Annotated in this window: 12 protein-coding genes; 4 read left to right on the top strand and 8 right to left on the bottom strand. The window is 43.7% G+C overall.

Features of this window, described 5'->3' with window-relative positions:
- The first annotated feature begins 137 nt into the window (after window positions 1-137).
- The 4 genes from AC3WTJ_RS12075 (at window position 138) to AC3WTJ_RS12060 (ending at window position 4,496) form a co-directional block, all read left to right on the top strand.
- Window positions 138-743 (top strand): TetR/AcrR family transcriptional regulator, encoded by a 606-nt coding sequence (locus tag AC3WTJ_RS12075; RefSeq protein WP_492521939.1) that lies wholly within the window; start codon window positions 138-140, stop codon window positions 741-743.
- Between the two features lie 258 nt (window positions 744-1,001).
- The gene (locus tag AC3WTJ_RS12070) at window positions 1,002-2,327 is read left to right on the top strand and encodes a spore germination protein (RefSeq protein ID WP_492521938.1); all 1,326 of its coding nucleotides are present in this window, start codon (window positions 1,002-1,004) and stop codon (window positions 2,325-2,327) included.
- 1 nt (window position 2,328) lies between these two features.
- Complete coding sequence (locus AC3WTJ_RS12065) at window positions 2,329-3,441, top strand: GerAB/ArcD/ProY family transporter (RefSeq protein ID WP_492521937.1); 1,113 nt, start codon at window positions 2,329-2,331, stop codon at window positions 3,439-3,441.
- Window positions 3,441-4,496: a Ger(x)C family spore germination protein gene (locus tag AC3WTJ_RS12060; RefSeq protein WP_492521936.1), complete on the top strand. Its 1,056-nt coding sequence runs from the start codon at window positions 3,441-3,443 to the stop codon at window positions 4,494-4,496. Before AC3WTJ_RS12065 ends, AC3WTJ_RS12060 begins: the two co-directional genes overlap by 1 nt.
- 116 nt (window positions 4,497-4,612) lie before the next feature.
- Here AC3WTJ_RS12060 and AC3WTJ_RS12055 read toward each other — a convergent pair whose 3' ends face one another.
- The 8 genes from AC3WTJ_RS12055 to AC3WTJ_RS12020 are packed head-to-tail and all read right to left on the bottom strand — an operon-like array spanning window position 4,613 to window position 12,913.
- A complete protein-coding gene (locus AC3WTJ_RS12055; RefSeq protein ID WP_492521935.1) occupies window positions 4,613-5,320 on the bottom strand; it encodes a glycerophosphodiester phosphodiesterase in 708 nt (235 codons plus the stop codon).
- 24 nt (window positions 5,321-5,344) lie between these two features.
- Entirely contained in the window at window positions 5,345-6,190 is an 846-nt protein-coding gene (locus tag AC3WTJ_RS12050) for an ABC transporter permease (protein WP_492521934.1), read from the bottom strand.
- Between the two features lie 17 nt (window positions 6,191-6,207).
- Window positions 6,208-7,128 carry an ABC transporter permease gene (locus AC3WTJ_RS12045; RefSeq protein WP_492521933.1) on the bottom strand — a complete coding sequence of 307 codons (921 nt, stop codon included), beginning with the start codon at window positions 7,126-7,128 and terminating at the stop codon, window positions 6,208-6,210.
- Window positions 7,125-8,111 carry an ABC transporter ATP-binding protein gene (locus AC3WTJ_RS12040; protein ID WP_492521932.1) on the bottom strand — a complete coding sequence of 329 codons (987 nt, stop codon included), beginning with the start codon at window positions 8,109-8,111 and terminating at the stop codon, window positions 7,125-7,127. Before AC3WTJ_RS12040 ends, AC3WTJ_RS12045 begins: the two co-directional genes overlap by 4 nt.
- Complete coding sequence (locus AC3WTJ_RS12035; RefSeq protein ID WP_492521931.1) at window positions 8,104-9,096, bottom strand: ABC transporter ATP-binding protein; 993 nt, start codon at window positions 9,094-9,096, stop codon at window positions 8,104-8,106. Before AC3WTJ_RS12035 ends, AC3WTJ_RS12040 begins: the two co-directional genes overlap by 8 nt.
- A 27-nt stretch (window positions 9,097-9,123) precedes the next feature.
- Window positions 9,124-10,686, bottom strand: a complete 1,563-nt coding sequence (locus tag AC3WTJ_RS12030) for an ABC transporter substrate-binding protein (protein ID WP_492521930.1) — start codon at window positions 10,684-10,686, stop codon at window positions 9,124-9,126.
- 48 nt (window positions 10,687-10,734) lie between these two features.
- Window positions 10,735-12,201 carry an alkaline phosphatase family protein gene (locus AC3WTJ_RS12025; RefSeq protein ID WP_492521929.1) on the bottom strand — a complete coding sequence of 489 codons (1,467 nt, stop codon included), beginning with the start codon at window positions 12,199-12,201 and terminating at the stop codon, window positions 10,735-10,737.
- Window positions 12,179-12,913: a 2-phosphosulfolactate phosphatase gene (locus tag AC3WTJ_RS12020; RefSeq protein ID WP_492521928.1), complete on the bottom strand. Its 735-nt coding sequence runs from the start codon at window positions 12,911-12,913 to the stop codon at window positions 12,179-12,181. The genes AC3WTJ_RS12025 and AC3WTJ_RS12020 overlap by 23 nt, the downstream gene beginning before the upstream one ends.
- Between the last annotated feature and the right edge of the window lie 42 nt (window positions 12,914-12,955).

Here is a 12,955-nt window from a genome sequence, read left to right as displayed (position 1 = left end):
CTGTACAAGATGGATAAGATATGTTCTAATAAGAGTTATTCGAGCTCGTTAGTGGACTGCGGTCCGCTTGTTAAATAATATAACCGGATCACAGTCCGGTTGTCAAATGGATAATATTAATAAACGGGGGAAATCTAATGTTGGAGAAAAACCTTCGCAAAGATGCGGAAAAACGCAGACAAGTCATTTTAGAAAAGGCAGCTGCTTTATTCGCCGAATATGGGGTCGAGCATGTCAGCATGCGTCAGATCGCCCGAGAAGCCGGAGTCGGTCAAGGTACACTTTACCGAAGCTATAACAACAAAGGGGAATTGTGCTGGGATCTCATTGGCGAAAGCTGCATCCAGAACTACGATCGGATCCAATCATTTTTAGGGGACCATACTTCCAGCCCGATTAAAGATCGGTTGGAAACCGTACTTCTGTATCATTTGGAGTCGCTTGAGACGCATTCTCCTGTTCTTGCAGCCATCCAGGCGAACAGTGGCGGTGATGAGCAGCAAAACGTCCCTTTCTATTCAGAGCATTACGAATCCATTCATTCCGTTATCGTCCAATTATTGAACGAAGTCGCGAATAATACGGAGAACCTTGCCCTCGATGCTGTTTTTACGGCGGATGCCATCATGGCGATATTGCGTCCAGATGTTTATATTTTCCAAAGACAGCATCGCGGTTATTCACCAGAAGAGATTAAAAACAAGCTCTTTCATGTGTTTATTGAACCGCTATTCCATAAGTGATGAACATGGATTTTGTATTATCTTTACTTTAATGAAAACAGGGAGCAGATTGCCGCGGCAATCTGCTCCCTGTTTATTGTGCTATATAGCTCCTAGTTGAAATATCCCATTTTTATATTATTTCAACCAATATGGCCCCAGCCCGACAAGCAAAACCCTTCTCCAAAGTATAATAATTGCATTTCATAAACTCCCGCATTTCGTCGCATACCTTAGAAAAATGTGGAAATACTACATTTACAGAAAGGAGGAGAAACATTGTTTAAAATTGATGAAATACAAAACCATTTTTTTGAAAACACCGATTTTATGTATAATCGGGTTCAATTGGGAAATACGACAATATTAATAACTGGGCTGAAATCCTTAATTAACTTCCCGCAAACGATCCATTTGATTCGAGAACAAATTCTTTCGACTACAATTTCAAATCTGGACTTTCTAGATGTATTTGTTCGGCTCGGCAAAGAGTTATTAACGACGAATGTGGAGAATGTCGTATCCGAAATGTTAGATGGCATGCTGGTAGCTGTTCACGAAATCTCTGGAACTTGCGTCAGTATTTATCCAGTTCCTCAAGTACTTAGCCGTAATGTTTCAGCCCCAATTACTGAGAATAACTTACGTAGTTCCAGCAGTGCATTTAATGAGAATTTAGATATAAATATTGGGCTTCTGCGCGCACATATGAATTCGAACGACCTTCAAATTAATACGTTTACTTTCGGGAAAACCGTTAAGAATAAAGTGATAATTTCCTATTTCTTGAATACTATCGATCCGTCTCTTCTACAAGCATTAACGGAAGCCCTGGAGTCAAACCTGAACTGCGATGTCACCAACTTACAAGAACTTTCTAAAGTTTTAAATTTATCAAAATTCTCTTTGGTTCCTCGTTTTACAGTGGTTGAATTGCCACAGAACGCAGCTCGAGCATTGAAAAATGGCAAAGTTGTTCTGTTTATCGATCGTATTGCGTTTGGACTTGAATTGCCTAGCCTTGTATCAGATTTGTTCGTCACTGAAGATGACAAGAATCATTCGCCGCCTTTCTCATTTTTACTCCAACTTATTCGTTTGTTAGGTACTTTGACCACTCTAATTGCTCCAGGATTATATGTTGCGCTCGTTTCCATTAACCCCGATGTACTAAGATTCGAACTTGCCCACTCAATTGCAAAAAGTCGATTAGATGTGCCTTATCCAGCTATTATAGAAACGTTGCTCTTGTTATTCATTTTGGAATTAATTATGGAAGCTATCGTACGACTTCCTTCTAGCATAGGCCCGACAGTAACTATGGTAGGTGGCATTGTACTTGGTCAAGCAGTTGTCTCTGCAAAGTTAGTAAGCAGTTTATTAATTATTGTTCTAGCCGCCATAACAATCTCGAATGCTACCGTCGTAGGCTTCTTTCAGAACTCACTTTCCATTCGATTTTTTAAATATTTGCTTTTATTCCTTGCATCGTTATTGGGTATGCTTGGCCTTTTGTCAGGGCTAGTCATTCTCAGTGCCTATTTGGCAAGCACTAAAACGCTAGGTATTCCTTACTTACAGTTAAAATATCCAAAAGGTGAATAATATGATCAAAAATTCACAAATATCCGTCGCTTACATCATCACACACATAGGTTTAATTTTTTTCATGTATCCGACAGATGTTATCGAAAATACAAAGGAGGCTCACTGGCTACCGATACTAGTCGGATTTTCGTTACATGTTTCCTTGATTTTTGTTTATTTAAAGGGGTTGAGCTATTTTGATAAAGGGAGTATCATAACCATTCTTGAAAAAAAGAAAAAAATTCTATCATGGTTACTACTATTTCCTGTTTTTCTTAGTCTATCAGGTAACATTATTTTAACTGTTAGGGCATACGCCGAGATTATCTCCATCGTGATCCTAGCCAGTACACCTTTATGGATACTTATGTTTTCGTTACTCATCATTCCCTCTTATATGGTGCTGCACGGAGGGTTGACTGGTCTTTTCAGGACAGGAATCTTGTTAGGTTCTATGTTTGCACTTCCAATGTTTTTCGTAATCATTGCTTCTTTCCAAAACATCGAAATTCGATATGCTCTCCCCTTACTTCCTTCTAATTCAAATGTTTTTTCTTTTCTAGTCGACTTAACTTATTACAAAAGTTTATTCACCTTTATTGCAGGATTCTTATTTCTTGGGTTTATCCCTTCGAATGTCTCTTTCAAACCCAAGACCATTTATCTTGGGAGTTTGGTGCTATTCCCCTTATTCCTACTTTCCGTCTATGTTCCAATTCTAACATTAGGTGAAGAAACAGCCAGTCAACTTCAATTTCCCTTTATTTTTGCAATCGATACGATTGAAATAGATTGGCTCATGTTCGAAAGGGTAACGGTGTTCCTATTACTTAGTCTGATTGCATTTTCCATGCTTTTCATTGCACTTACCCTTTGGCAAATCATGTGCATGATTAGATTCAGCGTCAAGAACATCCATCCGACACGACCGCTTCCGATCATCATTTTTGTAATACTCATTTTGATGGTTTTCGGGTTTTGCCTCAGCATACCTGATTGGAAATCGATTGATTACTTCGTTAAATGGCACACCATTCTGAGGTTATACGTATCACTAGCCACACCTTGCATCATATTCTTCATCGGACGCACACACGCAAACCAAATGAAACGAGAGTTGAAGAAGCGATAATGTTAAAGTATATTGCAGCAGCTATCTCACTTCTTTTTCTAAGTGGTTGTTGGGAAAATAAAGACATCAATCACCGAGCACTACCTATTGCAATGGGCATTTCGTATAACAAAGGCAGTTATACCATATACCTGGATATCCCGAGAGTGAGCGCTCAAGACCAAGGCAGCCAAGTAATCACTGCACAAGGGGATTCCATTAATGAAGTTATTGACCGTATAAGTATGAACATGGAACGCCAGGTGGATTTGCTTCACATGAAAGTTATTATTGTCGATAAGGCTTATGCCGTTCACGGCTTAAAAGACGGTGTTGAGAGCATCATACGTTCCCGCCATATTGCCCCAAAAACCATGGTCGTTGTATGCGATGAGCCACTTGACCACTTTTTCGAGCAAATAAGTAAAAACTCAGAAAGTAACGGGACAGAAATTTATGATTTTTTCCAGAAAAACGCTGGATGGAGTCCCGAAATTGCCTATACGCAAACTTGGAGAATTTTTAGAAGCATTCATTCTTACACAAATGACGTCGTTCTCCCATCCATCAAGTCTGGAGATACTACTGTTATTAAAAGTACGGGCTCTGCGATTATGAGAAATGGTAAAATGGTCGGTAGGTTAAACAATGAACAAACTCTTCTTTATAACATATTCAATGGGGTTAGCACAGAAGGTAGAATCGAAGTGATGGGTCACGCTACTGTTCAAATTGTAAGCAGCCGTATCCAAAATAACAGTTTTTTTAAAGACCAAATACCCCAATTAAAAACCAACATAAATCTGAAAGTCATTATTTTAGATACACTTGGAAATCCTTCGACCGATGAAATTAAATCGGAGCTGCATGCACTTGTCAGTAAACGTTTCGAAGAAATGTTCAAGATTATTCAAAAGGCCGATGCGGACATCTTCGGACTCGGACAACATTTTCGAAACGATTTAAGCCGGTCTCAGTTGACCGAGTGGCGTACTGTATATCTGCCTAAATTAAAAATTGATCTAACTGTTAATACAATCATTCGAAATACTGGAAACTTGAAATCTGCAAAATGATGAATTTTTTTGAAGAATAAACTATCTATTCATGAAAGCCCGTAAAAATAATTCCTTTGATTTAAAAAAAGAAAGGGCTGCTACTTAGCAGCCCCTGTGGAAATTAACTGCTGATGTTACGCCTTATCATTCATCAGCAAAGACCTGGTCTCTTCAACTTTATCAACCAGCACCCCATCGATCCCCATTTTCTTCCATGCTAATAAATTTTCTGGGGATGTATAGCCAACAGTGCCTTTATCGCCAGCCATAACCCAAACTTGTTTTCCTGCTTCGTGAATTTGGCGTACCGCTTCCTCGTCCACCCATCTCTCCCAAAGACGAATAACTTCTGCCTCATTTTGGATAAATTCCGAAGCGTGGTCCTTAGAAGGTATAAATGCAAGGACTTGGACATTCGGATTAAGTCGTTTCACATCGCGGACATCCCCGCTGGTCATGACCCCCATCATCACCTTATCTTCATACCCATATTTACGAATGTCTTCTAGAATCTGTGTAAGACGTTCGCCTCCCTCTTTAATATGGAAAAGGATCGGCGCCACACCGCTGGAAAGCACTTCTTCTAGCGTGTGGGGATGTAATTCGTGGTCATAAATGTAACAAAGAGATGAAAACTGCTCTGCCGTTAGTTCATTTATTTTAGCCGGATTACCGAACAATTTTAAAGCATCTGCGTCATGGCTGATAACAGGGACATTGTCTTTTGTAAAACGAATATCCATTTCCAAGTAATCCGCTCCGAGCTCCAAAGAAAGCTTCGACGAAGCAAGACTCAATTCAGGATAACGATCTGTTCCGCATCGATGTGCAATCAACAACATCTAAAGTATCACCTGCACCTTTTATTATGAGTTTTTATATTTAGGATCCAGCACGTCCCGAAGCCAATCGCCTATCAGAGATACCAAAACGACAATCACGACAATGACCACGCTCGGCGCGATGCTTAACCACCAGGAGTTGATCAAGTAGTTGCGCCCGGCGCTGACCAGCAAGCCAAGTGAAACATCCGGAGGCTGAATGCCGATGCCTAAGAACGACAGCGAACTTTCCAATAGAATAAATGAGCTGAACCGCATGGTTGCATGAACAATCAAAGGCGACGAAATATTCGTAAATACATGCTCGAATAGAATTCGCATTTTGGAAGCGCCAAGAGCACGGCTGCATTCCATAAAATTCGCTTCTTTAAGCTGAATGGTCTGACCGCGTACCAGCCGGGTAAAGGTAGGATAACCGGTTAACCCAATGATGAGCACCAGGATCCACTTGCCCGAGCCAAAAACGGCGGCGCATACAATCGCGATAATAATAGAAGGTACGGAAAGTTTAACATCCGTCAAAAAGGACACGATCGTGTCAAATGGACCTTTGTATAATCCGGCCAAAACCCCTAATACCGTCCCGACAAAGGTAGCTATCAGCAAACTGCCTAAAGCGACAAGCAGTGAATTTTTCGTTCCGTAAAAAAGCCGAATCATAAAGTCCCTTCCTAGATGGTCGGTTCCCAAAAAATTTTGCGGCTTTCCACCTTCCAAAAAAGAGGGGGGAATCAATCGTCCTCCTAAATCTGTAGCTCCCAAATCAATAGGAAATAGCAGCGGACTTAGCGATGTGAACAAGGTAATCAACAGGAACATAATAATCAACACCGTGATGAAGGGTGGAATACGTAAGTTTACTATTCTCATTCTCGTCTCCTCCCCTCTTAAAAATTATCCCGGATGCGCGGATCCAGGAAGCCATAACTTAAATCAACCAGTAAATTGACCAGAATAACCGTCGTTGAAACGAGCATCACACCGTATTGAATAACAGGAAAATCCCGATACTGTGCAGCTTGTACAATTAACATGCCGATACCTGGAAAGGCAAACACGGTTTCTACCACCACCGCGCCTCCTATCAACGTGCCCAAATGTAAGCCAATAATAGTCACCACCGGAATCAAAGCATTACGTAATGCGTGCTTATAAATAACCATTCGCTCTCTGACACCTTTGGCTCGGGCGCTATCCAAATAATCCTGACGCAGAACATCCAGCATGGAGCCTCGGGTTAAACGCGCAATACCGGCCACAGAATCAACAGTCAAAGCAAGCAGCGGCATGATATAGTGCAGAGGTGTGCTCAAGCCGCCGCTTGGCAGCAGCCTCAGCTTGAGGCTGAATAGAAAAATCAGCAATATGGCGAACACAAAGTTGGGAATTGTGTAGCCCGCTATGGATATTCCCATCGTTATTCGATCCAGTATGGAATTTCGGTTAACCGCAGCAAATACACCAATCGGGACGCCAATCAATATGGCTAATCCAAAGGAAATAGTGCCTAGAGCTATAGTAGGGCCTGCACGTTCGGCGAATAATTCGCCCACCGGACGCAAATAGTGATAGCTCTTGCCCATATCGCCGGTAAATAACGAGCTCAGATATTGAACATATTGGGAGAATAGCGGCTTGTCCAAACCAAGTGAGATGCGCAGTTGGTCTCTTACCGTTGCCGTAGCATCGTCTGGCAGCAGCCACTGAGTCGGATCGCCTGATAATCGGGTAATCATAAAAACCAGAGTCAGTATGAACCAAATCGTGATGAGCGCCTTGATAATCCGAGTTAAGATAAACCGGGTCATTGTAGTCCCTCCTTATCGGCAAACAAATGACAAGCAACGAAATGGCCTGGTTCCACTTCCCTAAGCGAGGGCATTTCCATGCTGCATTCCAGCTTTACATGAGGACAGCGACTTTGAAACGGGCAGCCTGCAGGAGGGTTGATCGGACTGGGCAGTTCTCCCTCTAAGAGTGTCTTGCTGCGGGCAGACTCCGGATTCGGTATGGGAATCGCATTCATCAGGGCAATGGAATAAGGATGCAGCGTGTTGCTAAAGAACTCTTGTTTGGAAGCAAGCTCCACAACCTTGCCCAAATACATAACCATAATGCGATCGCTAATATGCTTGACCACACTCATATCATGGGAAACGAACAAATAGGTCAGGCGGAACTCCTTTTGCATTTGCTTAAACAAATTTAGGATCTGTGCCTGAACCGACATATCCAGAGCGGAAACGGGCTCATCGCAAATGATGAATTCCGGACCTAACACCAATGCTCGGGCAATGCCGATACGCTGCCTCTGTCCACCGCTGAACTCATGTGGAAACTTGCTCAGCGCATCTTCCGGGATGCTGACCTTCTCCAGCAGCGGCAGCACCATTTCCCGCTTTTGTTTGGCATTATAATTCGTATGAATCCGAAGCGGTTCTTCGATAATTCGCCGTATTGTCATACGAGGGTCCAGGGACGAGTATGGATCTTGAAAAATCATCTGAGCTTCCTTCCGGAAGCTTTGGGGACCCTTGGTTCCCACCTGTTGTCCTTTAAACAAAATTTGCCCGTCGGTTGCGTCCATCAATCCGATCAACAAGCGGGACAGCGTCGATTTTCCACAGCCTGATTCACCGATCAGACCCAGCGTCTCTCCCTTATAGATGGTGAAGCTGACATCATCAACCGCTTTGACCGTACCGACGGTCTTATGACGGAGCATCCCTTTGTTAACCGGGAAATGTTTTTTTACATTTTTAACTTCTACCAATGCTTCCTTATCATTCATTTTGAGCTCTCCCCGCTTTATCCTCGAGCAGCCAGCACTTTGCTTTATGTCCATTTCCCAAATCAAACAAGGGAGGTTCAATTTCTTCGCACTTGCCGAACGTATGAGGGCAACGACCTGCGAAACGGCAATGTGTGACTGGCGCGGTTAAGCGAGGAACTGAGCCCGGTATTGAATACAACTCCTCCCTGTCTTCCTCGATGCTCGGAATGGAAGCAAGCAATCCTTGGGTGTACGGATGAGAAGGAGCAGCGAATATTTCTGCTGTCGCCCCCTCTTCCACTACCACACCGCCGTACATGACCATCATTCTGTCGCACATCTCGGCAACAACACCCATGTTGTGCGTAATCAGAATCATTCCCATCTGAAATTGCCGTTTAATACGGGTCATGAGCTCCAGAATCTGCGCTTGAATGGTGACATCCAACGCCGTTGTCGGCTCATCGGCGATCACGACCTCAGGGTTGCAGGCCAAAGCGATCGCAATCAGGATCCTTTGCTGCATACCGCCAGACATCTGGTGAGGGTAATCATTCAGCCGAGTTTCCGGCGCTGGTATGCCCACCAGACGTAAAAGCTCGATGACTCTCGCTTTTACTTCCTTCTTAGATATGTTTTCATGAAGCCGCAGCACCTCTGCAATTTGATCACCAACCGTATAGACCGGATTCAAGGCTGCCTGAGGATTTTGGAAAATCATTGAGATTTTTTTCCCTTTTATCCGGTTCAACTCTTTCGCCCTCAGTTGTAATAGATTGCTGCCGTGAAACAGAATTTCGCCGTCTTCAATCTTCGTATACGACTTGTCCAACAGATTGAGAATGGAACGGGCGATGGTGCTCTTGCCACAGCCGGATTCGCCGACAATCCCCAGCACCTCGCCTTTATACAGACGGAAGCTTACGCCATCCACCGCCGGGACCTTCTTGTTGTTGGAGTAATAGTAAGTTTTCAGGTTATTCACGGTTAATACGTCTTCCATTATTGTTCCACCCCCACAATTACCGGATTATTCATTCAGCACTTTGAAATTTTCCGCTCTAAAGTCCATGGCTTGCGAAGAATATGGCGTCCACTCCAGACCTTTACGGATTCCCCAGCCTTCGTATGGATAATAAAGCACAGTGCCTGGTACTTCATCGTCGAAGATCTGCATCTGCTTTTTGGCCAGTTCCTTCCGTTTGGCTGGGTCGAGGATAGAAGCCAGTTCTTTAGCATTTTTAAGGAAATCCGGCGTCATGTCCTTCCAGTAGATCTTCTCAGCATCCGTTCCCGGACCCCATAACAGCGACAATCCGCCAGACGGATCTGGAAAACGCATCGTATTCGACCAGTTTGCAACCGATTTTCGCTCAACTTTATCGCTAAACTTGACTTTGGCGTTAATCCCGATTTTTTTCCACATGTCCACGATGGCTTCAGCCGCTTCGTTGCCGAACGTGTAATAATTGGATTTCAGTTCGTATTCAATCAATTCACCTTTATAGGAAGACTCTGCAAGTAATTTTTTGGCCTTTTCCACGTTATATTCAGGTGTAGGATAATCGCTCAAGTAATAATCACCGAATTCCGAGTATTGATGGCCTTTTGGAATCACGGCTTTGCCTTGCCACAGTTTATCGACGAGCATTTGACGGTCAATGGACAAGCTTAGCGCTTGGCGCACCTTTTTATCGGCTAGCGGGCCGCTCGTTGTGTTAAACGTCAACACATGCATATTGCTGATATTAAGTCCTTTTACGCTGAGATTATTGTTACTCTCAATAACGGATACTTGATCAAGAGGCACTTGCGTAATGAGATCTACTTCTCCGGTAATAAGTGCTGTAATACGAGTCGACGTTTCGTTATATACAATGTACTCAATTCTTTTCGCTGCCGGTTTCGGACCCCAATAATCGTCAAACCGCTCTAAAACCACTTTTTCCGGCGAATAGGAAACAACTTTATAAGGACCTGTACCGACCGGTTTTGCAGCAAAGGCTTCATCGCCGACTTTCGTGAGGTAATCGGCCGGGACGATCCATGAGCCCCAGCTTGAAGCGATACGTTGCTCCAACAGTGGATCGACTACATTCGTAATGATTCGGAACTTGTAGTCATCGATTACCTGCACTTCCTTTACGACGGAGAGCATATTCGTCGCATCTGCCATTCCCGGCAAATTCTGGTGCAAACGGTTGAAACTGAAGACAACATCCTTGGATTTTAGCTCATCTCCGTTGTGAAATTTAACACCTTTCCTAAGCGTTACATCTAGCGTGTAATCGTCAACTCGTTTCCACTCCGTTGCAAGCATCGGCTTCAAAGACCATTTATCTTTCGGATCGGAAAGCAGAATCGTTTCGAAGATGTCATACAGAATACGAATGCTTGTGTTACCGCTGGTACGCTGCGGATCCAGCAGTTGAGGAAGCTCAGTTACACCGATTTTCAGAACATCGAGTTCCTTCGAACCTGTTGCTTCAGAACCTGAACCTGACGCTTCATTCGTAGACGGTGTGTTGCTGCATGCCGAGAGCACGATTACCAGAAGCATACTAACAATGAGTAAGATTGCAGTTTTCTTCATTTCAAAATTCCCTTCTTTCTGTTTTTATTTTTCCACTTACAACTTCCGTTATTTTTTATAACCTTCTATATAGGTGGTTCCATTAACATCGATAAGCCGTATGCCTATGCGATTTTGTTGGCTTCCTATTTCCTTGGTTACTGCTTCAAGTCGGCTTAATGGCATGTCTACCTGCTCAGGTACAATCCCTTCCGCTAACACTCTGCCATCGAAGCCTGACTCTGCACTTAACCCAATTAAATGACAAACTGTTGGTGCTATATCAACGATGCCGCAAGTTATATCACTGACATAGCCCTTCTTAAAGCTGCTGCCGACCCCCAGACAAAAAGCATGCATGTCATAAGGAGAAACTGTACCATGTGAAGATTGAAGCTTGGTAGAAGAAGTCAGTGCTCCAGTTATTCCCGGCACACCATATTCATTTGGTTCATTGTCCCATTTCGGTTGAACCACTAGAAGCGGCGCTCTCTCATGTGTGATTGATCCCAATAAAATTTCGAGGGGATGCACATTGGGCAAATCCGAATACTTCGCCTCCCTAGCAAAAACGAGTCCGCACCAATCCTGAGATTGCAGCCAGCCGATTAAAGCCTTAACCTCTGTTGGGGTCTCTTCCACTTCTTCAACCGCATAGATATAATAACCGGCCGCCATAAACCTAGTTTGAAGCTTTAGTTCTTGGACAGCTCTTTGCATATGCCCTTGAAGCGAGCCTTGAGCTTGTATCGTGGAATGTCCGTGATCGCTGATCCACATGATATCGATCACTTCATTTAGACCTTCCCGTTCAATAGCTTGCAGAACCTCCGCTACACATTCATCTACCACTTGCAACGCTTCACGATGTTCGGGAGATCCAATTCCATAATCATGCTGGCTTGCATCCGGCTCTGACAGCCATAAGACCATGACTTGATTTTGCTCATTTTTCAAGTGATTATTTATCAATGAACGAGTTGCCCATAAAGCCCGTTCCTTTTTAACACGTGTTTGTTCTTCAGGAACATCGCCCCATTGGCGATGCACCTCTTCCAATGCGACTGTCCCGTATACGGAGGAAGGATTAATGACCAGTTCGGGATGATTCAGGTTCCAAAGAAGTGAAGCACCCGGTGAGCTGGAAGCGGCAACCGCCAGACGCTTTCCGTGTCGATGCAATCGATCCCCCAATGTAGGATGCAGAATGAAAGGCTCCAACATAGCCTGACGATAGGCCAACAGGTGCCTATCGTTTCCGGTTTGGAGTAAACCATCCTCGCCAAATCCCTGTACATACATCAAATTACTGACAACTCCATGGCGCCCCGGATAAACGCCGGTTGTCAAAGTTGTCATACTAACCCTTGTTTCCGAAGGGTAAGCCGCATGAAAGGAGGTGAATAAGGTACCGCGTTCCATCAGCTTCGCGCATGTCGGCATCAGTGCCGGGTCCACGCTATCCGGCCGTAATCCATCCGTGCCAATAATCAGTACCCTACGATTAGAAAAATCAGGTTTGCTTGATAGTGTCATAGCGTTCTACTCCTCTCGTAATTGCATCAATTCTTTGCAGTCGTACCAAGGATTCCCCGAATGGCTCTACTTTCAAAACGAAATGAAACCGATCCAAGCTCATGCATAAATCAAAGTCCTCAGGAGGAGCGGAGGCATCACGCACATCCAGGAACTTCCCTGTTTTACTTTCGTTTAACATGTAATGCAGAATGGCATTAAAGTCCACTGATTTTCCTTCCAAAACGTTCTTTATATATTCAGCTAGGAGGGTATCTTCATCCGCCTCTTCTGTTGCCTCCCAACCCATGCAGACCAACGACACGGTCGCCGGATTTTTCATACGGATGTAATCGATAATAGCCTGTGCATTTACAAAGCTACCCGTAATAATTTCATCCGCTTCTACGGCATTTACGATTCCTTGTGTACCTGCGCTTGTCGTATGTACAATTGTTTTGCCCGAAAAGTCTACTAATTCAATAGAAGAAGGAGAATTCCCGTAATCGAATCCGGGTTGAATGATTCCTCCTCTTTCTCCCAACAAGATAAATTCCGGGTTTTCCTTCTTCAGTCTGTACGCAGTCCCTATATCTCCAACAGGGATCAAATCCTTAACTCCATTTTCCACAGCATAGCAGGCAACTGAAAAAGCCCGGAAAACATCAATAATGACGGTTAGGCCCTTGGCTTTGCGAGCCCCTTCGATTAACTGGTGAATATTAATTTCCATAAAGATAGATTCCTTCCTGTGGCGTGAAACCATCGTCAATTT

The sequence above is a fragment of the Paenibacillus sp. FW101-FHT12H11 genome (assembly GCF_058790355.1).
This window is presented reverse-complemented; position numbering and strand designations above follow the sequence as displayed.

Bases quoted from the DNA above. Each gene is read 5' to 3' on its own strand.
- AC3WTJ_RS12030 (WP_492521930.1), bottom strand. From the start codon at position 10,686: ATGAAGAAAACTGCAATCTTACTCATTGTTAGTATGCTTCTGGTAATC.
- AC3WTJ_RS12055 (WP_492521935.1), bottom strand. From the start codon at position 5,320: ATGTTGTTGATTGCACATCGATGCGGAACAGATCGTTATCCTGAATTG.
- AC3WTJ_RS12020 (WP_492521928.1), bottom strand. From the start codon at position 12,913: ATGGAAATTAATATTCACCAGTTAATCGAAGGGGCTCGCAAAGCCAAG.
- AC3WTJ_RS12045 (WP_492521933.1), bottom strand. From the start codon at position 7,128: ATGACCCGGTTTATCTTAACTCGGATTATCAAGGCGCTCATCACGATT.
- AC3WTJ_RS12035 (WP_492521931.1), bottom strand. From the start codon at position 9,096: ATGGAAGACGTATTAACCGTGAATAACCTGAAAACTTACTATTACTCC.
- AC3WTJ_RS12050 (WP_492521934.1), bottom strand. From the start codon at position 6,190: ATGAGAATAGTAAACTTACGTATTCCACCCTTCATCACGGTGTTGATT.
- AC3WTJ_RS12025 (WP_492521929.1), bottom strand. From the start codon at position 12,201: ATGACACTATCAAGCAAACCTGATTTTTCTAATCGTAGGGTACTGATT.
- AC3WTJ_RS12065 (WP_492521937.1), top strand. From the start codon at position 2,329: ATGATCAAAAATTCACAAATATCCGTCGCTTACATCATCACACACATA.
- AC3WTJ_RS12060 (WP_492521936.1), top strand. From the start codon at position 3,441: ATGTTAAAGTATATTGCAGCAGCTATCTCACTTCTTTTTCTAAGTGGT.
- AC3WTJ_RS12040 (WP_492521932.1), bottom strand. From the start codon at position 8,111: ATGAATGATAAGGAAGCATTGGTAGAAGTTAAAAATGTAAAAAAACAT.
- AC3WTJ_RS12075 (WP_492521939.1), top strand. From the start codon at position 138: ATGTTGGAGAAAAACCTTCGCAAAGATGCGGAAAAACGCAGACAAGTC.